The following is a 26,452-nucleotide window of genomic DNA, read 5'->3' on the forward strand; positions in this document are numbered from 1 at the left end:
GATATTAAAATTATTTTATAAAAAAAATACTGAATCTTAGATTCAGTATTTTTTGTTTTTACCATTATTGAATTTTACTTTTTCAACAACTTGTATTTTTGGTTCAACCTTTTTCTTTGGGTTCGCTTTAAAGGTTGGTTTGAATCCCTTTGATTTTGCTTTATCCTCTGTTTGTTTCGGTTTAAATTCTGTTTTGGAATCAGAAGGTCTTGCTGTAGCTTTATGCCCTTTAATCACTTCCATTGGATTTTTAGGTTCTTCTTTAGTACCACGTAAGTGAATAACTAATCCATTTAGAAAATTACGCAATACCTGATCACCACACTCTACATAATTAGGATGATCATCACTGCGGAAAAAAGCACCCAGTTCTGTTTTAGAAATTCTAAAATCTACTAATTCTAAAATTTCTACAATTTGATCATCACGCAACATCAAAGCGACACGTAATTTTTTAAAAATATCATTATTATTCATGCTGTTCTGTTTTTTAGGATACAAAGGTAGTTAATATCGGACATTAAATGTCATGTCACGCTAACTTACCCTTGAATTGGTTTAATTATAATTTGTCCTGTAGGAGTTTAATCTCATCACGTAATTTAGCTGCTTGCATAAAGTCTAGTTCTTTTGCTGCTTTCTCCATGGCTTTACGAGCTTCCCTTATTTTTTTCTCAATTTCTGATTTACTCAAGTATAAGCTTTCAGGCTCTGCTGCTTTTTGAGCTTGTTTTTCAAAATAATTGGTTGAAACAGAATTGCGATTCAGCACATTAGCTAAGCTTTTGTTTAATGCTTTTGGTACCAGATTATGTTTGGTGTTATAATCCGATTGCTTGGCTCTACGATAGTTGGTTTCATCAATTGTCTTTTGCATACTGGCTGTGATTTTGTCTGCATACATAATTGCTTTACCATTAATATTACGAGCTGCACGTCCTACCGTTTGTGTCAGTGAACGATGACTGCGTAAAAAACCTTCCTTATCGGCATCCAAAATAGCGACTAATGATACTTCAGGTAAATCTAATCCTTCTCGAAGTAAGTTAACCCCAATCAGTACATCAAAGATTCCTTTACGTAAATCTTGCATGATTTCTACACGTTCTAATGTGTCCACATCAGAGTGAATATAGCGGCAACGAATAGCAACTTTCGTTAAATATTTCGCCAATTCTTCTGCCATTCTTTTTGTAAGTGTCGTAACCAACACTCTTTCGTCTGCTTCCACACGCAATTGTATTTCTTCAATTAAATCATCAATCTGATTTAAACTCGGGCGTACTTCAATAATGGGATCTAATAAACCCGTTGGGCGGATTACCTGTTCCACATACACACCATCGGATTTCTGTAATTCATAATCGGCAGGAGTAGCACTCACATAGAGTACCTGATTTTGCATGGCTTCAAATTCTTCAAATTTCAAAGGTCTGTTGTCCATTGCAGCGGGTAATCGGAAACCATATTCCACTAAATTTTCTTTACGGGAACGGTCCCCACCATACATTGCATGTACCTGAGATAGAGTAACGTGACTCTCATCAACAACCATTAAGAAATCGCTAGGGAAATAATCCAACAGGCAGAACGGCCTTGTGCCTGGTAAACGTCCATCTAAGTAACGAGAATAATTCTCAATACCAGAACAATATCCAAGTTCACGAATCATTTCTAAGTCAAAATTAGTACGTTCTTCAAGTCGTTTGGCTTCGAGGTGTTTTCCTATTTCTTTAAAATAATCGACTTGTTTAACTAAATCTTGTTGAATTTCCCATATTGCATTTTGTAATACATCGGGTGATGTGACAAACATGTTTGCAGGGTAAATATTTAATCTTTCATATTTTTCAATAACTTGTCCAGTACGAGAATCAAAGGATTCTATTTCTTCAATTTCATCACCAAAGAAGTGAATACGAAAGGCATCGTCGGCATAACTAGGGAATACTTCTACTGTATCTCCTTTAATACGGAAGGTTCCTGCTGTAAATTCTGCTTCTGTTCTGGAATATAGACTTTGTACCAAACGGTGTAATAGTTTAGTACGGGAGATGACTTGATTTTTTTCTACTTCAATAACATTTTTTTGAAACTCAACAGGATTACCAATACCATACAGGCAGGATACTGAGGCAACAACAAGAATGTCACGACGACCCGAAAGTAGGGAAGAAGTAGTGCTTAAACGCATTTTCTCAAGCTCATCATTAATCGAGAGATCCTTTTCAATATATGTTCCTGTAACAGGTATAAAAGCTTCCGGTTGGTAATAGTCATAGTAAGAAACAAAATATTCGACAGCATTATTGGGGAAGAATTGTTTGAATTCTGAATAAAGCTGGGCGGCAAGTGTTTTATTATGGGCTAATACAAGTGTGGGTCTTTGTACTTCTTGAACGACGTTTGCAACAGTAAATGTTTTTCCAGATCCAGTAACACCAAGAAGAGTTTGAAAACGTTCGCCATCTTCAAGGCCTTTACTTAGTTTTTCAATAGCTTGTGGTTGATCGCCGGTAGGTTTGTATTCTGATACAACTTGGAATTTCATGTTGAGGTCGTTTATTTGTGGTGAGATGTAGGTTTACGTTTCGTATAAATCACATTTTTTCAAGACATACAAATATACGGAATATACTTTTTGATTTATGCATGATACGCTATGCGTTCTGAAAAGTTTGAAAAACAAAAAGCCCTATTCATTTCAGAATAGGGCCTTTAAAAATTGATTGATGATATTTTTATTATTGTACTGTATAGTTAATGCCTGTAGTTTCAGAAAGCCTGAAAAAACCTAAAGCATAGTTGTCAATATTTGAAGCATTAATCAAGTTACCACGTATTGTTGCAGGGGGTGGGCTAAACATACCTCCACCGCCTTCCGTCCCAGCGATAGCTAATAATTTGTTTAAGTAATTATAATATGATTTTGAGATACCGTCAATTCTAAATTTTACGATATGACCAGGTGCTAAATCCTCATCTGTGTAGTTTGAGAAAATAGTATTTCCATCATAGAATTGATCTTCTGAAGCGGAATATTGATTTCTGTTGTCTACGTTCGATTGCGCAGTTAATAAATAGTTATTCTGGATATTTGCTGGGTCTGTGTAATACGCACGGATTTCAATATCATCACCTAAGAATCCACCATCATTGTTTTGTTCTATATTAGAATTAAAGGATACAACAGATTTTAAGGTTTCAGTAGCTGTATAAGTCTGGTTGGCATAGGTTACGGTCAAGTCGTATTTCCCATCGATTATAGGAATGAAGTTTGTACAGTAATATTTTCCAGTATTTGGAGTAGTTTCAATAAAATTAAAGGTATGTCCATTCGTGTCTGTAACAAAAACGATTGCATTGGATACCGATGGAATAACATTATTAAAATAATCTGTAGTGGTAGTCAGCTTAATCATTTGCTCATTTCCTGCAGTTCCTTTTTCCCATAATATGGAAGCTTCAACAACTAATCGAGGAGCAGCTGTATCTAGTTTTACATCAATAACCTCTTCACAACTTGTAAAGAATAGACTAGTTATTAATAATAGGGTTATGTATTTTATATTTTTCATTTTTTGAATATTCATGATGTTCAATATTTAGGTTCTTTATGAGTCTACTACTTAGAATTTAAAATTATAAGTTACAGAAGGTACCATTCCGAAAATAGATAATTTTACAGCTTCATTGACATATGTATCTTCGTTTTGTCTAAAATTAATTGAAGCGGCATTTTTGCGGTTGTACAGGTTGTAAATACCAAATACCCATTCTCCTTGCCATTTTCTATCTTTGTTTGCTCTTGGAATATAGGTTGCAGAAATATCCAAATGGTGATAGGCAGGTAGGCGTTCTTTATTACGGTAACCATAGCTTGGAACTGTAATGCCTAAGTACTCATACTGTCCATTCGGGAAAGTAACCGGTTGTCCAGATTGTAATGAGAAGTTTGCAGAAAAGGACCATCTTTCACTATAGTTATAATTTCCAGTAACTGTTAGGTTATGTAATTTGTCATATCCTGATTTGTACCATTCTCCATTATTGATTCCAGTTTCTCCTGGTGCACGACCTGGTGTTTTTTGTTCTGCACGAGATAAAGTATATGAAATCCATCCGTTAAGCTTTCCTGTATTTTTACGTAATAAAAACTCTAGCCCATAAGAACGTGCTTTTCCGTTTAATACAATTTGTTCAATATTATTATTTGCAATTAAATCCGCTCCATCGATATAATCAATTTTGTTTTTGATCTTCTTGTAGTAAGTTTCAATTTCCAGAGAGTATTTATTGTTCTCTCCAAAGTTTCTAAAATAACCTAAAGCTACCTGATCTAATAATTGAGGTTTAATGAAATTATCACTTGGTGCCCAAATATCTAGTGGAGTAGGAGAAGCGGTATTTGTAATCAAATGTAAATACTGACTCATACGATTGTAACTTGCCTTAATTGATTGCTTATCATTCATCTGAAAGGAAACTGCTAAACGAGGTTCTAAGTTGTCAAAACTAGCAATAGTTTCTCCGCTTCCGTACGTTTTTGAACCTGTTGGAGTTCCTTTTTCGTAAATTTTCAAGTCGTTGTTAAATACTACAGCTTGGTCATTGGCATAAGTATTTATAGTTTGACCACCTAAGCGATAGAATGCACTATAGCGTAAACCATATAAAAGAGATATTTTTTCAGTAATTTGTTGTTCTGCTTCTACATATATAGCGGGTTCAAAGGCTTGTTTCTGATCTAATTTTCTGTAGTTAATTCCAGAATTTGAATCTGTAGGCTTAATAATACCAGGGTTGAATTTGTAGTAGATTGCATTTACACCATAACTTAGTTTGAATTTATCAGAGATATAATTTTTGAAATCATACTTAATGTTGTAATTTTTAATTCCTGAGTCCCAGTTGAATCCAACATAATTTAATTTTAATCCATAATAGTAATCACTATAGATTAACGATAGGTTAGAGAATAATTTATCTGAATATAAATGATTCCATCTTAGGTTAAGAATTGTATTTCCGTAAGTGTTCACAAAATTTCCATTGAAATCAAAAACATCTCTTCCGAAATAACCTGAAAGATAGAAGTTGTTGTTTTCATTCATTTTATAACTCAATTTAGTATTTAAATCATAGAAATAAGCCGAGTTATTATTGTCTGCCAATTTCATGAATAAATGGGCATAAGAACTACGACCTCCAATAAGGAAAGAAGCTTTGTCTTTTACAATTGGACCTTCAGCCAAAATACGGCTTGAGATAACGCCAATACCACCATTCATATGAAATTCTTTGCTATTCCCTTCTTTTTGATAAATATCGAGTACTGAAGAAATACGACCACCAAAACGAGGCGGGATTCCTCCTTTGTACAGTTTTAATTCTTTAATTGCATCCGGATTGAATACGGAGAAGAAACCAAATAAATGGGAAGAGTTGTATATGGTCGCTTCGTCTAGTAGAATTAAGTTTTGATCTGCAGATCCACCACGAACGTTGAATCCAGAGGAACCTTCACCAGCATTTGTTACCCCGGGTAATTGTAAAAGTGATTTGATTACATCGACTTCTCCTAATACTGCGGGTACTTTTTTAATGTCTGCCATACTTAGCTTATGGACACTCATTTCTGGTTTGCGAAGATTAATAGCTTTTGTTTCGCTACTAATCACTACTTCTTCCAGTTGGTTGTTTGATTCTAAAGAATAATTCTTTTTTGAGTTTTGCTGAACACTGATTTTTTCCTCACGAGTTCCGAAACCGATGTAGCTAATTTGTAATGTGTATTCTCCTTTCGGAATCGAAATAGAATAAAAACCGTATTCGTTAGTAACAGTTCCTGTGTTAAGTTCTTTGATGAATACATTCACACCAATTAAGGTCTCATTACTTCCAATGTCAGCAATGGTTCCGCTTAACGTGTATTTTTCTTGTGCTACCACAGAAAAAGTAAAAAGGTAAAACAGGACGAGTAATAAATGATACTTTAATGAAATTTTCATGTTGATTTGATTACTAGATTTTGATGATTTTTGATTTATATTATAAAAGAATAAATTTTGTGGAATAAATAGGCTTTGGAATGTCTAAGGAAAAATCCTCATAAATACTAGACAAATATAGAGGCAAATTGTTACAGTTATGTGAAAAACTATATTAATGGATTATTATTTATACTAATGGCGTTTGTGTAATTTTTAGTGGTTAAAATATTATTTACTATAATTTTGCGTTTATGAAATTGAAATTATCCTATGAAAATATTTATCTAAGAAACTTTGTCTTTCTTGGGATTTTGTTTATTCTAGCTCTTTTTGGAGAAGATCAAGAAGGAGATTATATTCCGACTCCATTAGCATTCATTTCAATATTTTTGGGAGTATATTTTTCGGTGTTTTTTAATAATATAGTTTTAATTAAACAGCTTTTATTAAAAGAAAAATATAAAGAATTTTTTAGAGGTTTTTTTCTGTTTTGGACTTTCTATACTATTGTTAGCCTAGTAATCAATAAGAATCAGGGCATTCATTTTACCATTCTGAATGAAATTATAAGTACTTTTTCCATATCCTTGATTGGGTCTGGAGTTTATTTTATTCATTTATGGATTATGCAAAATGTCATTCAAACGAGAAAAAAGTTATTGAATACGGAAACTGAACTTTCTTTTTTGAAACAACAGTTGAATCCGCACTTCCTACTGAATGCCATGAATAATTTGTATGGAGAAGCCTTGACTGCACCTGAAACAATTCCAGAACGCATTTTGATTTTGTCGGAATTACTTCGTTATCAGATCGAAGCTACAAAAAAAGAACATGTGACAATAATGGAGGAGATGGATTTTATTGCCAAGTATATTGATTATCATCAGTATAAGAGTAATAATTTATCTTATCTAAGTCATACTATTGGAGATTATGAAAGTTTGATTATTCCACCTTTATTTTTTGTTCCTTTAGTAGAGAATGCAGCAAAATTCTCCTCGGAAGCAGAAAATCCATATATTGATATCATTTGGAATTTTCATAATAATGACCTTATTTTTACGATCAAAAATAACTACCTAGAAGGTGAATCTCGATTAAAGGGAACAGCAGTTGGACTGGAGAATTTAAGACGAAGATTGGAAGTATCACTAATTAAGCATAAATTGACAATATCAAAAGCCGAGAAAGGAGTTTTTAACCTAGAACTTAGATTATGGGATCTACCTACAAATGTTTAATTGTTGATGACGAGAAACCGGCACACAAAGTAATTCAATCGCATATTCTGAATAGTGATGGATTAGAGTTTGTAGCCAGTGCCTACAATGGGAAAGAAGCCATAAGTTTATTGCGTGAGCAAAATATAGATATACTGTTTTTAGATATCAATATGCCTTTGATTAATGGGGTAGAATTGATGGAAATATTACCGCAACGACCGGTTACAATTGTGACTACTGCTTACTCTGATTTTGCCTTGAAATCCTACCAACATGATGTGGTTGATTATTTGATGAAGCCTGTTTCATTGCCTTTATTTTTAAAAGCTGTAGAAAAGGCAAAGGTCTTTTGTAATATCAAAGAAAGTAAGGTGGTCAAAAAAACGACTGTGTCTTTACGACAAAATGGAATTTTACAAGAAGTTTTGCTTAATGATATTATTTATATCCAGAGTATAGGGAACTACTTGAAAGTATATCTTAAAAACACTTTTTCTCCCATGATTATTTATGGGACATTAATGAGTTTGAAAGAAAGCTTAACAATGGATTCCTTCATTCAAATCCATCGATCGTATATTATTAATGCAAATTATGCGAACCGAATTTCGAAGCAGAATTTGATATTGGATAATGGAGAAGAAATTCCTATTGGACGAAAGTACCAGATTCTATTGGATGAAAATATGATTAAAAATAGAAGAAGATATTAATTTGTTGGAATACCGTTATAATGAAAAAGCCGCTTAATCTTTCGATTAAAGCGGCTTTTTTGACTAAAACTAAACTATACTAAAAACTATACTACAATTTTGGTTTAAAAAGAATAAGCATTGTCAGCGATCATTTTCTCTGCAATAATTTCTCTTAATGCAACAACATTTGGCATTGTAGCATATTTAGTGAAACGTTTAAGACCCATCAACATCATACGTTGTTCATCGCCTTCTGCAAAAGAAACAATACCTTCTTTTCCTTTTAATGTAACAATATCAACCGCTTTGTATAAATACAATTGAGCCATTGCGATTTGTTCTTTTACTTTATCTTGACCTTGTTTCTTAGCTAATTTTTCTGTTCTTAAAATAACAGACTCAGCCATATAGATTTCGATTAACATATCTGAAGCTGCCATTAGTAATTGTTGGTGACTGTCTAAGTCTGGGCCGTATTTTTGTACTGCACTACCAGCAACCATTAAGAAAGCTTTTTTCAATTTACCAACCATTTCTTTCTCTTCAGAGAACAATTCAGAGTAGTCTGGTGTATCGAATGATGGAATACCCATTAATTCTTCAGCTACTTTCATTGCAGGGCCTAATAAATCAACATGTCCTTTCATTGCTTTTTTTACAAGCATACCTACAGATAACATTCTGTTGATTTCGTTTGTTCCTTCGTAAATTCTAGCAATACGAGCATCTCTCCAAGCACTCTCCATTGGAGTATCTTCTGAGAATCCCATTCCACCAAAAATTTGGATACCTTCATCTGAACAGTTTTGAACATCCTCAGATACGGCAACTTTTAAAATTGAACATTCAATTGCAAATTCTTCAACTCCTTTTAATTCTGCTTCTTGGTGAGTAGAACCTTCTGCCACACGTGCATTAATTCTATCCTCAATACTTTTTGCAGCTCTATAAGAAGCGGACTCACCTGCGTAACAATTGGTTGCCATTTCAGCAAGTTTAGAACGGATTGCACCAAAGCTTGAGATTGGCACATTGAACTGAACTCTTTCGTTAGCATACTTAGTTGCTCCAGAAGTAACTCTACGTTGTGCATCCAAACAAGCTGCGGCTAATTTAATACGTCCAACATTTAGTGCATTCATTGCAATTTTGAATCCATTACCTCTTTCAGAAAGCATATTTTCAACAGGAACTTTAGTATCGCTAAAGAAAACCTGACGAGTAGAAGAAGCTCTAATACCTAATTTGTGTTCTTCTTCATTCATTGAAATTCCATTGCTTGGATCATTTTCTACAATAAATCCAGTAATGTTTTTATCATCACCAATACGAGCAAAAACGATGAATACGCTACAGAAACCTGCATTCGAAATCCACATTTTTTGTCCAGTGATTTTATAATGTGTTCCATCTTCTGATAATACAGCTTTAGTTTTTCCACTGTTTGCATCAGATCCAGCACCTGGTTCAGTTAAGCAGTAAGCACCAAACCATTCTCCAGAAGCTAATTTAGGAACGTATTTTTTCTTTTGTTCTTCAGTACCATATAGTGTGATTGGCATAGTACCAATACCTGTATGTGCTCCAAATGCAGTAGAAAATGAACCTGTTGCACCAGAAATATAATCACATACCAACATCGTAGATACGAATCCCATACCTAATCCACCGTATTCTTCTGGAACAGCCACACCTAAGAATCCTAATTCACCAGCTTTACGCATCGTTTCTTCAGTAAAAGCATAGTCTTTTTTCTCAAAACGGTCTTTGTTAGGCCATACTTCACGGTCAATAAATTCTTTTACCGTGTCACGCATCATTAATTGCTCTTCAGAAAAATCTTCTGGCGTGAAGATATCTTCACATTTTGTTTCTTTAACGAGGAATTGACCACCTCTTGTTACTTCGCTCATCTCTTAGTTATTTTAAATGTTGAGTTTTAAATTTTAAATTATTTTATAAGCGCTTCTTGTGAAGTCTTAATGATCTTTGTTGTAATATTAATAATGTGCTCTATTTCTATTAAATAGTTGTCAATAGGAATAGTAGTTAATTCTGATTTATCTAATAAACGTAACCAATATTTAGTTTCACGAGCTTTTTAGAATGCAATAGACATTTTATGTATAAAATCTTTTCTTGATTGAGCTGCAATGGCTTCCTCAATATTTGCTCCTAATACTAGTTCCACTTCGTACTAATTGTTTAGAAATGATGAATTCATTTTCTTTTTTAAGTGCGATATAAAGTTTAACAGTTTCTAGTGTGAAGTCAAATGATTTTACAGCCATCAAATTGTCATTTTTTATAATTCAGCATTTAAAATTCAACATTTATAACAATCTATAATAGTTCATAGACTCCTGCAGATCCTTGACCAGTACCTACACACATCGTTACGATTCCGTATTTATTTCCTCTGCGTTTCATTTCGTCAAATAACTGAACAGATAGTTTTGCTCCAGTACATCCAAGAGGGTGTCCTAAAGCGATTGCACCACCGTTTACGTTCACGATATCTGGATTTAAACCTAATTCACGAATTACAGCTAAGGATTGAGAAGCGAATGCTTCATTCAATTCAAATAATTCAATATCTTTTAATTGTAATCCTGATTGTTTTAAAACTTTAGGAATAGCTTTTACGGGACCGATACCCATAATACGTGGTTCAACACCGGCAGAAGCAAAATTGACTAATCTCGCAATTGGCTCAAGATTTAATTCTTTTACCATTTCTTCTGACATGATTAGTACAAATGCAGCACCATCGCTCATTTGAGATGAGTTTCCTGCAGTAACACTACCATCAGCAGCAAATACAGGTCTTAATTTCGCTAAAAGTTCTTTAGAGGTATCTGCTCTAGGTCCTTCATCTTTACTTACAACATAAGACTTAGTCGCTTTTTTGCCATTTTCATCTACATATACTTGTTCTACAGTGATTGGAACAATTTGTTTATCAAATTTTCCTTCAGCCTGTGCTTTTAATGCTTTTTGATGTGAATTGAATGCAAATTCATCCTGATCTTCACGAGATACATTGAATTGTTTTGCTACGGCTTCTGCCGTTAATCCCATTCCCCAGTAGTAGCTTTCGTGTCCTTCTGCTGCAACTTTGTAATCAGGAGTTGGTTTATATCCACCCATTGGGATATAACTCATACTCTCTGCACCGCCTGCAATAATACAATCGGCCATACCGGCTTGGATTTTTGCAGTTGCCATTCCAATGGTTTCTAATCCAGAAGCGCAATAACGGTTTACGGTTACACCTGGAACATCTTCAATTTTTAATCCCATTAAAGAGATTAAACGAGCAACGTTCAAACCTTGTTCTGCTTCTGGCATTGCATTTCCAACCATTACGTCATCGATGCGTTTCTTGTCAAAGTCTGGTAATTCAGCCATAATATGCTGAATGGTTTCAGCAGCTAATTCATCAGGTCTTTTAAATCGAAAAACTCCTTTGGGAGCTTTTCCAACTGCCGTTCTATATGCTTTTACTATATATGCTGTTTTCATTTTAAATTTTTTTAAATTTTAGGTTTTAGTATTGAGTATTTAGTATTGAGATTTAAATCATCAACTTTATGCATTCTAATAATGATTTATACTGTTTAATACTTCATTTCTAACGTCTCAATTCTAGCATCTCATCACTAATTACGCAATGGTTTTCCTTTTGTTAACATGAATTGAATTCTCTCAAGCGTTTTTCTTTCTGAACATAATGATAAGAAAGCTTCACGTTCTAGGTCTAATAAATATTGTTCTGTTACTAAAGTAGCTTCAGACAAATCTCCACCAGCCATTACATAGGCTAATTTATTTGCGATTTTTTTATCGTGCTCAGAGATATAATGACCTGCCTCCATAGAGTCTGTTCCAACTAAGAACATTCCTAAAGCTTGTTTTCCTAATACTTTGATATCTTTTCTGTGTACTGGTTGTGTATATCCTGCTTCGGCTAATAATAAAGCATGTTTTTTAGCTTCTGCAATTTGACGATCTTTGTTTACAACAACAACATCTTTCCCGTGTTGTAAGATACCTAAGTCATAAGCTTCATAGGCTGAAGTTGCTACTTTTGCAGTACCTATAGTCAAGAAATATTCCTGTAGTACGTTTAATTCAACATCATTTTTACGGAAAGTATCAGCAGCTCTTACAGTCATCTCTTTCGATCCACCACCACCTGGGATAAGACCTACACCAAATTCAACTAATCCAATATAAGTTTCCGCTGCAGCAACTACTTTATCAGCATGCATACTCATTTCGCATCCACCACCTAAAGCCATTCCATGTGGAGCGACTATTACAGGAATTCCAGAATAACGTACACGCATCATAGTGTCTTGGAACATTTTGATAGCCATGTTTAATTCATCATATTCTTGTTCGGCGGCCATCATAAAGATCATACCTAAATTAGCTCCTACAGAGAAATTAGCGGCTTGGTTTCCAATAACTAATCCACTGTACTCTTTTTCTGCTAAATCGATAGCTTTGTTGATTCCTTGTAAAACACCACCACCAATGGTATTCATTTTAGATTGGAACTCTAAGTTTAAGATTCCATCTCCTAAGTCTTGGATAATAGCTTCGCTATTACTCCATACTTTTTTGCTTTCGCGTATATTGTTCAGAATGATAAATGCATCCTGTCCTGGTACTTTTTGTTGTGCTTTAGATGGAATTGCATAGTAATGCGTTGTACCTTCTTTTATTGTGTAGAAACTATTGTTTCCTGAAGCAAGCATTTCGTTTACCCATGCAGCAGGAGTATAGCCTTCTGCCTTCATCATTTCGATACCTTTTTCAACACCGATAGCATCCCATATTTCGAAAGGACCATTTTCCCATCCAAAACCAGCTTTCATGGCATCATCGATTTTGTATAAATCATCTGAAATTTCAGGAATACGATTCGATACATAAGCGAACATTGCAGAGAAGCTTTTACGGTAAAAATCACCAGCTTTATCTTTTCCTTTTACTAATACTTTAAAACGATCAATAGGTTTATCAATAGTTTTTGTGAGTTCTAAGGTAGCAAAAGAAGCCTTTTTTGCAGCACGGTATTCTAAAGTGTCTAAATCAAGAGATAAAATATCTTTATCTACTTTTTTGTAGAAACCTTGACCTGATTTACTTCCTAACCAATTGTTAGTCATCATAGTGTTGATGAAATCAGGTAGTTTAAATAAGTCATGTGCTTCATCATTTGGACAGTTTTCATACAATCCATTTGCAACATGTACTAATGTATCTAAACCTACTACATCAACAGTTCTGAATGTAGCTGATTTTGGGCGACCAATAACTGGTCCCGTTAGTTTATCAACTTCCTCAATTGTCATTCCAAGTTCTTTTACAAGGTGGAATAAACTCATAATTCCGAAGATACCAATACGGTTTCCAATGAATGCAGGAGTATCTTTGGCAACTACTGAGGTTTTACCTAAGAATTTCTCTCCATATATAGCCAAGAAGTCTAGAACTTCAGGAGAAGTTTTTGGTCCTGGGATAATTTCAAATAATTTTAAATAACGTGCGGGATTAAAGAAGTGTGTTCCGCAGAAGTGTTTTTGGAAATCTTCGCTACGTCCTTCACTCATAAAGTGAATAGGAATACCTGAAGTATTAGAAGTAATAAGGGTTCCAGGCTTTCTGAATTTTTCAATTTGTTCAAAAACTTTTTGTTTAATATCAAGTCTTTCAACTACTACTTCAATAATCCAATCAACTGTTGCAATTTTTGCCAAATCATCATCAAGATTTCCTGTAGTAATGCGGTTAGCAAATTTTGGGTCGTAAATTGGTGAAGGCTTAGATTTCAAAGCATTTGCTAAATGGTCATTTACCATTCTGTTGCGTACAACTTTACTTTCTAATGTCAGTCCTTTTTTCTGCTCTGCTTCAGTCAATTCTCTTGGGACAATGTCTAGGAGTAATACTTCCACGCCAATATTGGCAAAGTGAGCAGCAATACCGGATCCCATAATTCCTGAACCGATTACAGCAATCTTTTTAATAATTCGTTTCATTTTATAATTTGTTTGTTGTTTAACATTGAGTTTTTATGCTTCCTTTCTAATAGCAAAAAGAAAGTTATTATACCTCTTGTTCTTTATTCTCTGATTTATTGAAAATATTCTTTTCAGTAATTAATTCGTTTATAATCTCAGATACTTCAATAAAGTGTTGCATCTTTTCTTCTGATATATGGTGTTTAACGGTTTCATTAAACTTCAATACCGTTGCCTTTGATAATTCTCTTTTTTCCTTTCCTAATTTGGTTAGATAAATCAATACACCTCGTCCATCAATTGGATTCTTTTTTCTAACGATTAGTCCTTTTTCTTCCATTGATTTTAGGGTACGGGTAAGACTTGTTGCTTCCATTCCCATCTTAGGACCTAATGCTGTAGAAGGAGTTCCATTTTCTCTATCAATACTCAAAAGAGCAAATCCTGTGGCCATTGTAGCGCCATATTTTGAAGCTTCTTCATTATACATTCTGGCAACTGCTTGCCATGTAGCTCTCAGGATGTAGTCTATTGTTTTGTCTTTCATGAATCTTAATATAATTTCAAATATAATAAAAAATTTATTATGCATGCATAATAAATGGGTTAAATTTTTGTAAAAAAAAGCCCCTCAGTGCGAGGAGCATTTTTGCTTATTGTATATCGTATATTTTATTGTATAATTTTTGATACATCTCTTTAATAATTTTTCTTTTCAGTTTTAAAGTAGGGGTCAGTTGCCCGGCATCAATAGACCAGACATCTGGAGTAAGTTCAAATCGTTTTACTTGTTCCCAATGTCCGAATTTTGTATTGGTAGCATCTACATCTTCTTTGATTCTTTTTATTACATCGGCATTAGCAACAATTTCTTCATTCGTAGAACCAATATTGATGTGTTTACGAGTAGCCCAATCTTTAACAAATTCGAAGTTGGGTTGAATAAATGCTGCTGGCATTTTTTCACCTTCACCTACCACCATGATTTGTTCAATGAAACGAGATTGTTTCATTTCATTTTCGATCAATTGTGGAGCGACATATTTACCACCCGATGTTTTAAACATTTCTTTTTTACGATCGGTAATTTTTAAGAAACCTTCACTATCGATTTCTCCAATATCACCAGTGTGGAAATATCCATCAATAATTGCTTCATCCGTTTTTTCTTTGTCATTAAGATAGCCCATCATAACGTTAGGTCCTTTGCAAAGAATTTCTCCATCTTCGGCAATTTTCACTTCAACTCCTTCTAATACTTTACCTACGGTTCCGATTTTGAAACCTCTGTTACGTTGATCATTTACTGCAATAACAGGAGAAGTTTCAGTTAAACCATATCCTTCCATTACTGGAATGTTTGCTGCGGCAAAAACACGTGCTAAACGAGGTTGTAAACCAGCACTTCCTGAAACCATTAAATCAAGATTACCACCTAGGCCTTCTTGCCATTTGCTGAAAATTAATTTTCGAGCAATAGACAGTTGGAATTCATACCACCATCCATTAGCACCATAAGGTTCAAATTTTAAACCTAATTCAATAGCCCAAAAGAAAAGTTTCTTTTTGATGCCAGTAAGTTCGCTTCCTTTAGCGTATATTTTATCGTATACTTTTTCTAGTAAACGAGGAACTGCAGTTATTACATTAGGTTTAACTTCTTTCAGGTTATCACTCATTTTTTCAATAGATTCTGCAAAATAGATTGATACACCATAATATTGGTATAGATACAAAATCATTCTTTCAAAAATATGACAAACAGGAAGGAAGCTTAGTCCTCTATATTTTCCAGGTTCAAAAGGAACTCTTTTAGAACTGGCTAATACATCTGAAACAATATTTTTATGGGATAACATTACACCTTTAGGACGACCAGTTGTTCCTGAGGTATAAATGATAGTGGCTAAATCTTCTGTGGTGATAACATCTTTTCGTGCTTCCACTTCATTCTGATTGCTTTCGTCTGCACCTAAATCTAATATCTCCTGCCAGTTTTTGCAACCGTCAATAGCATCAAAAGAATATACCTCTTTTAAATTGGTTAGATTTTTTCGGATTGATTGTATTTTCTCTAATACAGAAGTATCCGATACAAAACAATAAGTAGCTTGAGAATGGTTTAATATATATTCGTAGTCTTCTTCTGAAATAGTAGGATAGATAGGAACGTTTTGAGCACCAATTTGAAGAATTCCAATATCGATGATGTTCCATTCCGTTCTGTTATTTGTAGAAATAACAGCAATTTTTTCGTCTTTTTGAATGCCTAATCTCAAAAGCCCACGACTAATTGCATTCGCTTTTTTGATATATTCCTCTGTAGAGGTTTTTACCCATTTTCCGTCATATTTTGTGACCAAAGAATCAGATAAATTATGATTTTTTAGTTGATAGTATGGGAAATCGAATAATCGGGTGACTTCATTCATTTTTGAGGTAGATTTAATTTTAATGCAAATTAGGAAAATAAAAATGAAAAGGCAATATTTTTTTCTTTCTATAACATATCAACTATATTTTTATATAATTCTCATTTTTATAACATTTTTCGAATTTCCGGAGGTGGTATTAATGTGTTTTTTTGTGAAATGAATAATTAAATCTTTTTTTTAACAGCCATTTTTATACGAATTTCATATTAAAACGCAGCTAAATATTGACAATTCATAACCTGAAAATGACATTGGTACTATGCGCGCCTACTATTTGGGTGTGAGTGGCATTTTTTAGTGGTTCTTAATGTAATTGCTGATGATGATTATTGTTTCTTATTTGAAAGTAAATTTTGATAAAAATTGATTACTAAATTCAAAAAAGACATGGTAAGAATAATCGAATCATTTTCTTCCTTTGGAATTAATATAAACCGTGAAAATGGGATAAAATAATAAATCGATTTTATTTATCTTCGTTCATTGGACATCTTAAAAAGATGAATAAAGCAATCTTGTATAACAAAGATTAAAGCATTTGTAAATCAAGCAGAATCTAATTTTTTACAATTATAAACATGTCAGATAAAGAAGTTTTAGAAGCCTTTGGTACAGTGCTAATTACAGCTGTTCGAGATCGTGCACTAGATCGATTTAATACTATTGAATCGGGAACATTAAAATCAGAACAAGCTATAGAATTACATCAATCTTTGAAAGTCTTTACTGCGGAACAGTTGCAGGTCATTAAAACCATAGTGAATGCTACTGTTGATACAACATTATTCAATGTCTTATCTATGTTGGAACAGCACGAAGATGAAATGCAGTTGCTAATGGAAGGAAAGAATATTTGTGAAATAAGTGATGGGCTAGCTGGAGAGTTAGTAAGTAGTGATGGATGGATTGAAAAGTTCAGTAAGCATAAAGTTTAATAGAATAAAAAATGATTTTGATTGTATGGCCAAGTATTTACAGGTTGTCGAAATGAATTATAAATTGGAAGATATTCTAGGTCTTCAAGACACAATAATAGTAAACGCAATACGGGAAGCAGCAACACTTTATGCTTATTATTTAGCGAAAGCTAAAATAACTACACAGGGTATTAGTAAAGTCATTCTGAATGGCGGTATCGATAGTAAGGAAATAACAGTGATGGGTGACACGGTATTGATTTACAATCATCCTTATCAATATTTGAAAGAACTAGATATAAACTCAACTCCAAAGGACATTCAACAGGCATTGATTCAGGAAGTGACAAGTGCACTTTTAGAAGTAGGAAAGGAGCATGGATGGGATCTCGGAGCGATTTTGGAATTACAAAAAACAGTTGATAGCAAAGAATACAAATTTGAAGGAGTTTGGGTAAAACCAAAATTGAATGAAGAAAAAACAAAAGCAGTTGGTATTGTTTGGAAAACGAATGATAAGTTGGAGATTGGATTTGTACTGAAAGCAAAGAAATCAGCCGAAGAAGTCGAATATCCGATTATAAGAATTAATATCGGTTTAGGTTTATTTGAAAGTATTTTAGGGAAATTGATTTGGGAGAATAATCATATAGTACGATTCTATCATACAAATAAACGGGAGTATTGGGAATTGAATACGGAACAAAGGCAAGTTACTTTTCATTATCCGAGAGCTGAGAGTGGAGATGCACACGGGCAGTATGATTTGGCTAAAATGTACTTAGAAGGAGATTTGGTTGAAATAGATGAATCCAAAGCGATTGAATGGTTGCAAAAATCAGCAAATCAGGGTTTTGGTCGTGCGAAAAAATTATTGGAAGAATTAGCCTAATAAATAGAATATGCCAATAAGAATAAAAAAACTAGAAGACATACTATATAAATATCGATTACAAGGTAAGATAGAACTTGAATTACCTGCTTACGCCCATGAAATCATGATGAGGCTAAGAGGAATTGAACTAGCAGCAGATTTTGTAGTGTGTAATGATGTTGATTTAAAAGAGTATAATGCATTCTTGCATTCAGAGTCTATAGAGATAAAAGATAAGTGGACTATTTTTGCGACTAGTGGCCAAGGGGATTTTTGGTTATTAGAGAAGCATCAAAATAATATGGGATTTTATGATCATGAAGCCGAAAATATATATTTAACAAGTATTCAAAGCTTGGATTTTAATCTCGAAAAATGGGTTGTATTGGCCAATCTTGTATATCAATTAGAAGAAGAAACAGATGAGGTTTCTGAACAAGAAGAAAACGACTTTAGAGAAGAATTGATAAAACTTGAGATAGCCATTGAAAATTTACCATTTGCATTTCTTTAATAATAAATAAAAGATAATGATTATGACCGAAAACGAAACATTTATATACGAGTCCATTTTTGACCAAGTTAGAATGGGTTTTTTACCGATAGAGGAAATCAAGGAAATTGTTATGGAGCAGGTTGAGGACAATAAATTTGAAGATGAAATTTCAGAAGAATGGGTGAATAATCTTATCGATGAGGAATATCAGAAATTGATTCATGAAAGCGAAAAGTGGGATAGGCCAACTGATACAGAAAGACTGATTAAAGCATTTGATGAATTAGCAAAAATAAATATTACAGCCTTACACAATGCAGGATTTACTACAAGTGATGGGGAATATGAGGTTGTTGATGTTGAGAATGAATTAATTGAAAAAGGAGTTAGGTCGAATGGGTATTGTTTTTACCACGAACAAGACTTAGCTCGAGCAATCCAACCAGAAGACTCAAGTTTGTACCTTGCTTTTCAAAAAATTGATAATTCAGAAGATGAGGTTACTATTGGAGTTGGGAGACAAATTGTAAAAGTGCTACAGGAGAATGGTTTCACAGTAGAGTGGGGAGAAATTCCAAACGTCAAAATTTTAATTCCAGATTTTAAATGGAGAAAAACATTTGATAAATCAGAAAGAAACTTGTTGGATTATAGAGAAGTAATTAGATTGATGACGATCTAATAAATCACAATAAATGACATTTTTTTGATCGTTATTTATTAATTAGATTTTCGGAATCTGATAATGATTTCCATATTTCTTTTATTTCAGGCCATACATCATCTGTAAAATCTGTATCTGTGTTAACTAGTAATACTTTCCCTATTTTAGTTTTAGGATTAAAATACATGGCTGTAAATACCCCTGGATCAGAACCATTATGACCAACCATATCATTTTTAATATTTAAAAATTCATCGCGAAATTCAATAAAAACACCAAAACCTTCGCTGTTTTCTTTATTTAAAAATTTTTGTTTTTCAAAGAGTTTTTTATAACTCTCTTGGTTTAACAATATTCCTTTTCCTTCATAACCTTTTATTAATTCTGATAAAAATAATCCTAAATCATGACTTGATGTTAGAAATCCACCGTCAGCATAAGTTATGAGTGAATATTCGGCTATCATTTTCTCTTTATTTGCAAACAATCTGGAACGCATTTTAAGATCGATGTCTGTTGATGACCAACCAGAGGTATTTATTTGCAATGGTTTTAAGATGTTCTCTCTAGTAAAAGTGCGGTAATCTTCTCCAGTTGCAGATTGTATTACTAATGCACAAAGAGCTGCAGCAATATTCGAATAATCACGTTTTTCTCCCGGTTTTGCTTTTGAAAATGTATTTTTTGTATACCATTTCCCATTTTGAGTAAGACTGTTTTGAATGAAATTTAGTAAAGGAATATTAGTTTCAGGTTTATTGAAATAATCATAAGTACCTTCATTATCGGCATGTTCATTTCGTGTTAAAACATATGATTTTTTATAAATTTCATCAAGATCAATAATTGAAGAAGTATGATAAGCCAAATGTTTGATTAAGATTGGAATTTCAGGATGATTTGGATTGACAATCTTAAAAGGCAAATATTTATTGATAGGATCATTTATATTTAATTTTCCTAATTCTTGTGCCTTAAACAAGGATATTCCTATTAGTGTTTTGGATATTGAAGCTATGTTTTGAATTGTATTAGAAGTGTATGGTTTATTTTGCTCAATATCTGAAAACCCAAACCCTTTATCGTAAATTAACCCTTTTTCATTCACTACTGAAACAGAAAAACCATGAATTGCACCTTTTTCATAAGCCAATTTTAAGTTTTCAGTTAGTGTGTCATTTATTATGGTATACTTTTTTTTATTTGCCCTGTTAGGTTCATTTTTTTGTTTACACGAAAATAGTAGCATGGGAAGAATGAGGATTAAAAATAGATATTTCATTATTTTTTATTTTATTTAAAAACGGTAACTTTTTAATTTTGTTATAGTTATTGTTCTTCAGTTTGATGTATATACTTAAATGACTTCCATTCCATGTCAAAGCATTTATTCTTCCATTTGTAAAATGCCTTCTGATTAATCATGTACTCAAGGCAAATATTTGAAACGGATTTTTGTGATTACTGACATGATAAAATCGTGGTGATTTACAGTTCTTTAAAATTACTTTTTTTATTACTCTAAATCTAGTAAATAAATTTTAAGAAAAATTTAGAAAAATGAATGTTGAGAATACTATTCCTAAAATTGTTATTGATTAAGATTTTTTTATATCGTAAGCAATCCTTCATAAGCAATATTTGACTTTATGATATTTTTTATTTAAAAATACTGTTCTCCCCTTTTTGAGAAAGAAATATTTGGTCTTATTTTGGTGTTTTTCAAACTTATTTTGTCGGGTATTTTATATAAGAAGATAGATTTTTACATCGAAAAAAAAATATAACTTTTTCAAGAATCTATGAAAAGAAATAATCTCTACAAGTTTATGATGAGAGTTTTAGAGAATGACACTATAATAATGCCAGATGATTTGAAAAATACTTACGTAGTTTGTTATTCGGCAGCATCAAATCACAAAGCGGCAGTAGAAAAAGGAGTAGAATCTATTCAGGCAAAAGGATATGCATTTGATGAGGTTCGTGAAGGAGTAAAAAAAGTATCCATTGAATCATGGGAACTCTATCTTGACCGGATTTGGCCAGAATATATCGATCAGATGCCCACTCAGGTCGAGTTGGTGGAAATAATTAATAACGGACAAGTTTTCTTTAGCCCTTTCTTATTGTTTTCTAGTTAACGAATCATCTAAATTATTTTCTTGTACTACTCAAAGCTACACAGTTAAAAAAATAAGCTTTTATGAAGAATATTGATTTTAAGTGTTTTTGTATTTATGAGTAGAATTGTGAATGCTATTTTTAGGTGATATAAATATTTTATTTGATTTTTGAACAGTAATTAAGGATAATATTTAGTGATAGTTATATGATATTCTGTTTGAAAGAGGATGTTTTTTTGAGACAATTTCGATTTAAAACAGCAATTGTAAATACTAAAAATTGATAGAATATGGAGTTTGAAATTAACAAAGAATATATTGATGGTTTAATCAAAAAACATGGTGTAAAAGAAAATGAAATGTTTGGATGCAGTGCGATAAGAGGAAGTTTATTTCGGCTCTTAACACTATCCCTTCCGAAAAAAGTAGTAGTATTGGCTGATGATCGTAGTTTCACCCTAGTATCATTTGGATTTACATCCAAGGAACCTTTAAAAACAGTAAAGTATAATTATTCTGAGATCAGAAAAATTTGTATTGCAAAACTTTTCTGTGGTACAAGAATTAGTATTCATTTTAAATACGATAAGAAGATTATACTTAAGTTTATTACAATTAATTCTAAATCACAAGAAGATAAATATGATGTAATTATGAGATTTAAAAGAATCTATGAAAAGTTACAAATGACAAAATATAGAAGTCAGTATAGTTAGCAGATACTTCTTCAAATTTGGCCTCATTATTTTGTTTATATACCTTATTATAATAGATTAAGTTAATATCATGCTAGATATTTGATTTCATTTTAAATAGGAATTGAAACAAATTAATATGAAACAAATTATAGCGGCCAAACGTATTGATAATCTAATAAAATTACATGAAGATGGGAATCATGAAATGATAGGAGCTTATGTAAAAGAACAAAGATTAATAACACACTTTTTTATTCCAAAAACAGCCATTCTATTACTAGATAAAAAGAAACTTGTGCTAATTCGATTAGGGATTTTTACTAATTCACCCATACAAACCAAAAAATACAGATGTTCTGAAATTAAAGAGATTAAAATGGAAGAAAATCTATTAAATACCAAGGTGGATATCCTGTTAGATAATACAAAAAGAATACGATTGAAGATTTATAGATTTCTGGAATTCAGCTATTATCAAAAAAATATTATTGAAAAATTACGAAAGAAAAACTATAAAACCTCGTTTTTAGAATCAATGATTAGTAGTGCATAATTCTGAAAATATAAAAAAATAAGACTTATACTGTTGGTAATATGCCTTATTTTGATATTATAAATACAATATAATAATGAGGTTTGTAATTTGTGAAAAGTAATATGATTTTGATATGAAATTTAAAATTACAAATGAATATATCCATGCTTTTGTAAAGCAAAATGAAGTAGAAGAATGTGAAATGAATGGATGTTTGGCAATCAAAGGCAATTTGTGGAGTAGACTATTTCTTATACCACCAAAACCGTTAATAGTTCTTACAGATGATAAAAGTACTACAGTAATAGAATTAGACTCTCAAACAAAAGAGCCTGTTAAAACTGTAAAATACTGGTTTTCTGAAATAAAAGATTTAACAATAACAAAAAGGTTGACCAGTACGCTCATTAAAATACAATTTAAATATGATGAGAAAATTACTTTTAGAATTTTACGAGATATAGAGGGCATAAACTATCGGAAAAATAGTGTAATACAACAGTTTAAAAATTTAAAAAATAAGTTTTTAAATGATAAATTGCAAAGTAAATACTATCGATAATAATAATGTCAAAATTAGACTCAAATAATAATCTTGAGAAACAACAGGCAATTTGTTTAAAATATAGATTAGCTGAAACTGAACCCGATGAAATGATTGCTGTTGCGCTACAAACAATTGGTAAAACACCAATCTATGGAACTCGAATTGAAATGCCAGAAGGAGGAAACATTAGTTGGTTTATTCATTGTGGAGAACATTCCGATGCGATTGATTTTTACCAACCTATACATACCGAACATTTGAATGAATTATTGCCATTAGTCATTAATTATCTCCGATTGCCAGCCTGTGTAAAATTTATAATTGATGATCAAGGGTATGAAGATGTATGGTTACAGGAATAAGAAATAACATTGAATAAGAATGATGTTAAATTATAAAAAAGACCTATAGTGCTTTTTATATAGCGTATCATGGTAGAGGATTACTGAGGCAAAATCGAATTTTGTATCGAAATAATTTCTGGCCTTTTTTAAGGAAGAAATATAAAAAGATACATAGATTATGCGTAAAAAAAGAATCATTATAGCAATAGCTGTATTAGTAGTGTTAGGGAATTATATTTACCAAGTTCATTATAATTATAGATTTACAGAAATAAACAAAAATAAATTCTATAAATCAGGGACAATACCACCCGATAAAATTGTTGAATACGTTGACCGTTATAAGATTAAAACTATTATTGATTTAAGAGAATCAGGTTCAAAAGATTCGGTCAATAATCCTGAAGAAGCCAAAGATATTAAAGCAGAAAGAATGGCAGTCAATGCAATAAAAGGAGTCAATTACTTTAGAGTACCATCAGAACAAATTCCAAATCAACAAAATCTAGATGCCTATTTCACTATTCTAGATAATGAGGAGAACTACCCAATATTAGTACATTGTCATCATGGAATAGGAAGAGCAGGGCTATATGCAGCATTATATGAAATTGAATATGAAGGACATTCCAATGAAGAAGCTCGAAAAAACACCAGAACATTAGTGAAATTCAGCTCTTTTGATAATAATACGCCCAAAGGAGAATACATCAAATCCTACATAAAAAGAAATGAATCTTTCGTGAAGTAACATAAAAGAATCATTAATATAACCTTTTGTTTAAATTGCTTTTGCAGTTGAAAAACAGGTGAATCGTACTTTTACCTGTTTTTTTATATCAATTATTATACAGTAAGTTACATGCATAAACTTTTTCGTTTTCAGGAATTCAAAGCATTATTTTATAGACTACTCTTAGTATACTTCTTTTACTTTATTGCGAGAATATTATTCTTCTTTTACAATTACAAATTATTAAAAGTAGATTCCTTTTCAGAATTTGTGGCTCTATGCTATCATGGAATAGTATTCGATACTACAGCCATACTGTATGTAAATGCTTTATTTGTATTTTTCTCCATTATACCGATGGTCATTAATACAAAACCTGGATATCAGAAATTTCTATTCTATATCTATTTTCTATTTAATCTACTGGCCTATGCCACAAATTTTATAGATTTTATTTACTATAAATTTACCTATACCAGATCTACAATTGCTTTTTTAGAAGTGGTGAAACATGAAACCAATAAAACAGTTTTATTCTTCCAATTTTTAAAGAACTATTGGCATGTATTCTTAATCTTCTTTTTAGTAGCAGCACTCTGGATTTATTTATATAAAAAGGTGAAAGTAAATGAAGAAATATATCCTAGTAAATTACGATACTTTGGATTATCAATTTTAAGTTTTTTATTAATCGCTACCTTAATGGTAGGAGGAATTCGAGGCGATTTCAAAAAAAGTACCCGTCCCATTAATTTACTAGATGCAAACCGTTATGTGAATAAAACAATACATGCAGATATCGTTTTAAATACACCTTTTGCAATGATTAGAACATTGGGAACCAATGATTTTAAGAAAGTACATCTAGTAGATGAAGCTGTGGTAGAACGTAATTTTCATCCAATAAAAAGCTATAATAACAACCCAACTACAAAACCAAATATAGTTTTGTTCATTACCGAGAGTTATGGACGAGAATACAGTGGAGCTTTCAATAAAGGCACAACGATTCCAGATTATGTAAGTTATACACCATTCCTGGACTCCCTAGCAGAACATAGCATGATTTATACCAATGCTTATGCAAATGGAAGTAAATCGATACATGGAATGTCATCCGTTTTAGCCGGAATACCATCCTTTAAAACAGCATTTACATCATCGCCCTATCCAAAACAAAAAATACAATCCTTAGTGTCAACGTTGAAAGAAGAAGGATATGATACCTCTTTTTTCCATGGAGCTCCAAATGGATCCATGGGATTCTTAGGATTTGGAAATATTCTAGGATTTGACCATTACTATGGTAAGACCGAATTTAATGATGACAGTCAGTTTGATGGCGTATGGGGAATTTGGGATGAGCCATTTTTTCAATTCATGAAAAAAACCTTCGATCAAAAGAAAGAACCATTCTTTGGAACCATTTTTACTGTCTCGTCACATGAACCTTATAAGATACCAGAAAAATATAATGGCAAATTCCCTGTAGGACATTTGGATATTCATAAATGTGTAGGATACACCGATTATGCAATGAAACGATTCTTTGAAGCTGCTTCAAAAGAACCATGGTTTAAGAATACAATATTTATTATTACTGCGGATCATTGTAATCAAACCTATTATAGTGAATACCAAAAAGTAATTAACCACTATGCTGTTCCAATCTTAATCTACAAACCTGGAGATACAAGTTTTAAAGGAGCAAGCGATGAAATTGCACAACAAATAGATATTTATCCAACGATATTGGATATGATAGGCTATAAAAGACCAATACGAAGCTGGGGAAGAAGTTTAGTAGGAGATACCATTGTAAAACCTTACGCCATGAATTATTCGGGTAATGAATACCAATTTATGAGAGGAAATTACATCTGTGCATTTGATGGTAAAAAAGCAACAGGATTCTATGATCGCAATGATAAAGGCTTGGAAAAGAACTTAATCGCTCATCGAAACAAAGAAATGAATGACATGGAAGAAGCCTGTAAAGCTTTCATTCAAGATTATTTTGAGAGAATTATTGATCAAAAATTATATGCAAAATAATAAAATGGAGGGGTAATGAGATGAATTGATCTTTAGGAAACAATTTCATAACCTTAACACTGTTAGATGTTTACTTTATTTA

23 protein-coding genes and 1 pseudogene are annotated in these 26,452 nt (G+C 32.3%); 13 read left to right on the forward strand and 11 right to left on the reverse strand.

Going from position 1 to position 26,452, the window contains the following annotated elements; genetic code table 11:
* Positions 1-42: 42 nt before the first annotated feature.
* The 4 genes from P6733_RS09505 to P6733_RS09520 form a co-directional block, all read right to left on the reverse strand.
* The gene (locus tag P6733_RS09505; RefSeq protein ID WP_306352628.1) at positions 43-477 is read right to left on the reverse strand and encodes a DUF1456 family protein; all 435 of its coding nucleotides are present in this window, start codon (positions 475-477) and stop codon (positions 43-45) included.
* Positions 478-562: 85 nt separating this feature from the next.
* A complete protein-coding gene (uvrB, locus tag P6733_RS09510) occupies positions 563-2,551 on the reverse strand; it encodes an excinuclease ABC subunit UvrB (RefSeq protein ID WP_306352629.1) in 1,989 nt (662 codons plus the stop codon).
* 193 nt (positions 2,552-2,744) lie between these two features.
* Complete coding sequence (locus P6733_RS09515; RefSeq protein WP_306352630.1) at positions 2,745-3,578, reverse strand: DUF4249 domain-containing protein; 834 nt, start codon at positions 3,576-3,578, stop codon at positions 2,745-2,747.
* Positions 3,579-3,629: 51 nt separating this feature from the next.
* The gene (locus P6733_RS09520) at positions 3,630-6,011 is read right to left on the reverse strand and encodes a TonB-dependent receptor (RefSeq protein ID WP_306352631.1); all 2,382 of its coding nucleotides are present in this window, start codon (positions 6,009-6,011) and stop codon (positions 3,630-3,632) included.
* Between the two features lie 233 nt (positions 6,012-6,244).
* On the opposite strand from P6733_RS09520, the gene P6733_RS09525 reads away from it, so the two are divergent.
* Both P6733_RS09525 and P6733_RS09530 read left to right on the forward strand, forming a co-directional pair.
* Positions 6,245-7,237 (forward strand): sensor histidine kinase, encoded by a 993-nt coding sequence (locus P6733_RS09525; protein WP_306352632.1) that lies wholly within the window; start codon positions 6,245-6,247, stop codon positions 7,235-7,237.
* Entirely contained in the window at positions 7,213-7,932 is a 720-nt protein-coding gene (locus P6733_RS09530; protein WP_306352633.1) for a LytR/AlgR family response regulator transcription factor, read from the forward strand. The genes P6733_RS09525 and P6733_RS09530 overlap by 25 nt, the downstream gene beginning before the upstream one ends.
* A 104-nt stretch (positions 7,933-8,036) precedes the next feature.
* On the opposite strand, the gene P6733_RS09535 is transcribed toward P6733_RS09530, so the two are convergent.
* The 6 genes and pseudogenes from P6733_RS09535 to P6733_RS09565 all read right to left on the reverse strand — a co-directional run bounded on the left by P6733_RS09535 (position 8,037) and on the right by P6733_RS09565 (position 16,381).
* Positions 8,037-9,827 (reverse strand): acyl-CoA dehydrogenase family protein, encoded by a 1,791-nt coding sequence (locus P6733_RS09535; protein WP_306352634.1) that lies wholly within the window; start codon positions 9,825-9,827, stop codon positions 8,037-8,039.
* A gap of 38 nt (positions 9,828-9,865) precedes the next feature.
* Positions 9,866-10,223 (reverse strand): annotated as a pseudogene (locus tag P6733_RS17995) (four helix bundle protein).
* A 34-nt stretch (positions 10,224-10,257) separates the two neighbouring features.
* On the reverse strand, positions 10,258-11,439 hold the full coding sequence (locus P6733_RS09550; protein WP_306352636.1) for an acetyl-CoA C-acyltransferase: 1,182 nt from the start codon (positions 11,437-11,439) through the stop codon (positions 10,258-10,260).
* A 137-nt stretch (positions 11,440-11,576) separates the two neighbouring features.
* Positions 11,577-13,967, reverse strand: a complete 2,391-nt coding sequence (locus tag P6733_RS09555) for a 3-hydroxyacyl-CoA dehydrogenase/enoyl-CoA hydratase family protein (protein ID WP_306352637.1) — start codon at positions 13,965-13,967, stop codon at positions 11,577-11,579.
* Positions 13,968-14,034: 67 nt separating this feature from the next.
* Positions 14,035-14,496, reverse strand: coding sequence for a MarR family winged helix-turn-helix transcriptional regulator (locus P6733_RS09560; RefSeq protein WP_306352638.1), 462 nt, complete (start codon positions 14,494-14,496; stop codon positions 14,035-14,037).
* Between the two features lie 106 nt (positions 14,497-14,602).
* The gene (locus P6733_RS09565) at positions 14,603-16,381 is read right to left on the reverse strand and encodes an AMP-dependent synthetase/ligase (RefSeq protein WP_306352639.1); all 1,779 of its coding nucleotides are present in this window, start codon (positions 16,379-16,381) and stop codon (positions 14,603-14,605) included.
* A 581-nt stretch (positions 16,382-16,962) separates the two neighbouring features.
* On the opposite strand from P6733_RS09565, the gene P6733_RS09570 reads away from it, so the two are divergent.
* From P6733_RS09570 to P6733_RS09585, 4 genes are read left to right on the forward strand one after another with little or no spacing between them, the layout of a single operon-like run.
* A complete protein-coding gene (locus tag P6733_RS09570; protein WP_306352640.1) occupies positions 16,963-17,319 on the forward strand; it encodes a hypothetical protein in 357 nt (118 codons plus the stop codon).
* Between the two features lie 25 nt (positions 17,320-17,344).
* Positions 17,345-18,193, forward strand: coding sequence for a tetratricopeptide repeat protein (locus P6733_RS09575; protein WP_306352641.1), 849 nt, complete (start codon positions 17,345-17,347; stop codon positions 18,191-18,193).
* A 10-nt stretch (positions 18,194-18,203) separates the two neighbouring features.
* Positions 18,204-18,689, forward strand: coding sequence for a hypothetical protein (locus P6733_RS09580; RefSeq protein ID WP_306352642.1), 486 nt, complete (start codon positions 18,204-18,206; stop codon positions 18,687-18,689).
* A gap of 22 nt (positions 18,690-18,711) precedes the next feature.
* Positions 18,712-19,353 carry a DUF6891 domain-containing protein gene (locus tag P6733_RS09585; protein ID WP_306352643.1) on the forward strand — a complete coding sequence of 214 codons (642 nt, stop codon included), beginning with the start codon at positions 18,712-18,714 and terminating at the stop codon, positions 19,351-19,353.
* Between the two features lie 31 nt (positions 19,354-19,384).
* Here the strand turns inward: P6733_RS09585 and P6733_RS09590 are convergent, their stop codons facing one another.
* On the reverse strand, positions 19,385-20,617 hold the full coding sequence (locus P6733_RS09590; RefSeq protein ID WP_306352644.1) for a serine hydrolase domain-containing protein: 1,233 nt from the start codon (positions 20,615-20,617) through the stop codon (positions 19,385-19,387).
* 520 nt (positions 20,618-21,137) lie between these two features.
* On the opposite strand from P6733_RS09590, the gene P6733_RS09595 reads away from it, so the two are divergent.
* The 7 genes from P6733_RS09595 to P6733_RS09625 all read left to right on the forward strand — a co-directional run bounded on the left by P6733_RS09595 (position 21,138) and on the right by P6733_RS09625 (position 26,370).
* Entirely contained in the window at positions 21,138-21,476 is a 339-nt protein-coding gene (locus P6733_RS09595; protein WP_306352645.1) for a hypothetical protein, read from the forward strand.
* A 272-nt stretch (positions 21,477-21,748) separates the two neighbouring features.
* Positions 21,749-22,174 carry a hypothetical protein gene (locus tag P6733_RS09600; RefSeq protein WP_306352646.1) on the forward strand — a complete coding sequence of 142 codons (426 nt, stop codon included), beginning with the start codon at positions 21,749-21,751 and terminating at the stop codon, positions 22,172-22,174.
* A gap of 118 nt (positions 22,175-22,292) precedes the next feature.
* Entirely contained in the window at positions 22,293-22,709 is a 417-nt protein-coding gene (locus tag P6733_RS09605; RefSeq protein WP_306352647.1) for a hypothetical protein, read from the forward strand.
* 115 nt (positions 22,710-22,824) lie between these two features.
* Positions 22,825-23,253, forward strand: a complete 429-nt coding sequence (locus P6733_RS09610; protein WP_306352648.1) for a hypothetical protein — start codon at positions 22,825-22,827, stop codon at positions 23,251-23,253.
* A 5-nt stretch (positions 23,254-23,258) separates the two neighbouring features.
* Positions 23,259-23,600: an immunity protein Imm33 domain-containing protein gene (locus P6733_RS09615; RefSeq protein ID WP_306352649.1), complete on the forward strand. Its 342-nt coding sequence runs from the start codon at positions 23,259-23,261 to the stop codon at positions 23,598-23,600.
* Between the two features lie 160 nt (positions 23,601-23,760).
* Positions 23,761-24,333: a fused DSP-PTPase phosphatase/NAD kinase-like protein gene (locus P6733_RS09620; protein WP_306352650.1), complete on the forward strand. Its 573-nt coding sequence runs from the start codon at positions 23,761-23,763 to the stop codon at positions 24,331-24,333.
* A 111-nt stretch (positions 24,334-24,444) separates the two neighbouring features.
* Positions 24,445-26,370, forward strand: a complete 1,926-nt coding sequence (locus P6733_RS09625) for an LTA synthase family protein (RefSeq protein WP_306352651.1) — start codon at positions 24,445-24,447, stop codon at positions 26,368-26,370.
* Positions 26,371-26,452 lie beyond the last annotated feature (82 nt).

This window comes from Flavobacterium aerium (assembly GCF_030766725.1).
GTDB classification, from domain to species: Bacteria; Bacteroidota; Bacteroidia; order Flavobacteriales; family Flavobacteriaceae; genus Flavobacterium; species Flavobacterium aerium.

Bases quoted from the DNA above. Each gene is read 5' to 3' on its own strand.
- P6733_RS09505 (WP_306352628.1), bottom strand. From the start codon at position 477: ATGAATAATAATGATATTTTTAAAAAATTACGTGTCGCTTTGATGTTG.
- uvrB (WP_306352629.1), bottom strand. From the start codon at position 2,551: ATGAAATTCCAAGTTGTATCAGAATACAAACCTACCGGCGATCAACCA.
- P6733_RS09515 (WP_306352630.1), bottom strand. From the start codon at position 3,578: ATGAAAAATATAAAATACATAACCCTATTATTAATAACTAGTCTATTC.
- P6733_RS09520 (WP_306352631.1), bottom strand. From the start codon at position 6,011: ATGAAAATTTCATTAAAGTATCATTTATTACTCGTCCTGTTTTACCTT.
- P6733_RS09525 (WP_306352632.1), top strand. From the start codon at position 6,245: ATGAAATTGAAATTATCCTATGAAAATATTTATCTAAGAAACTTTGTC.
- P6733_RS09530 (WP_306352633.1), top strand. From the start codon at position 7,213: ATGGGATCTACCTACAAATGTTTAATTGTTGATGACGAGAAACCGGCA.
- P6733_RS09535 (WP_306352634.1), bottom strand. From the start codon at position 9,827: ATGAGCGAAGTAACAAGAGGTGGTCAATTCCTCGTTAAAGAAACAAAA.
- P6733_RS09550 (WP_306352636.1), bottom strand. From the start codon at position 11,439: ATGAAAACAGCATATATAGTAAAAGCATATAGAACGGCAGTTGGAAAA.
- P6733_RS09555 (WP_306352637.1), bottom strand. From the start codon at position 13,967: ATGAAACGAATTATTAAAAAGATTGCTGTAATCGGTTCAGGAATTATG.
- P6733_RS09560 (WP_306352638.1), bottom strand. From the start codon at position 14,496: ATGAAAGACAAAACAATAGACTACATCCTGAGAGCTACATGGCAAGCA.
- P6733_RS09565 (WP_306352639.1), bottom strand. From the start codon at position 16,381: ATGAATGAAGTCACCCGATTATTCGATTTCCCATACTATCAACTAAAA.
- P6733_RS09570 (WP_306352640.1), top strand. From the start codon at position 16,963: ATGTCAGATAAAGAAGTTTTAGAAGCCTTTGGTACAGTGCTAATTACA.
- P6733_RS09575 (WP_306352641.1), top strand. From the start codon at position 17,345: ATGGCCAAGTATTTACAGGTTGTCGAAATGAATTATAAATTGGAAGAT.
- P6733_RS09580 (WP_306352642.1), top strand. From the start codon at position 18,204: ATGCCAATAAGAATAAAAAAACTAGAAGACATACTATATAAATATCGA.
- P6733_RS09585 (WP_306352643.1), top strand. From the start codon at position 18,712: ATGACCGAAAACGAAACATTTATATACGAGTCCATTTTTGACCAAGTT.
- P6733_RS09590 (WP_306352644.1), bottom strand. From the start codon at position 20,617: ATGAAATATCTATTTTTAATCCTCATTCTTCCCATGCTACTATTTTCG.
- P6733_RS09595 (WP_306352645.1), top strand. From the start codon at position 21,138: ATGAAAAGAAATAATCTCTACAAGTTTATGATGAGAGTTTTAGAGAAT.
- P6733_RS09600 (WP_306352646.1), top strand. From the start codon at position 21,749: ATGGAGTTTGAAATTAACAAAGAATATATTGATGGTTTAATCAAAAAA.
- P6733_RS09605 (WP_306352647.1), top strand. From the start codon at position 22,293: ATGAAACAAATTATAGCGGCCAAACGTATTGATAATCTAATAAAATTA.
- P6733_RS09610 (WP_306352648.1), top strand. From the start codon at position 22,825: ATGAAATTTAAAATTACAAATGAATATATCCATGCTTTTGTAAAGCAA.
- P6733_RS09615 (WP_306352649.1), top strand. From the start codon at position 23,259: ATGTCAAAATTAGACTCAAATAATAATCTTGAGAAACAACAGGCAATT.
- P6733_RS09620 (WP_306352650.1), top strand. From the start codon at position 23,761: ATGCGTAAAAAAAGAATCATTATAGCAATAGCTGTATTAGTAGTGTTA.
- P6733_RS09625 (WP_306352651.1), top strand. From the start codon at position 24,445: ATGCATAAACTTTTTCGTTTTCAGGAATTCAAAGCATTATTTTATAGA.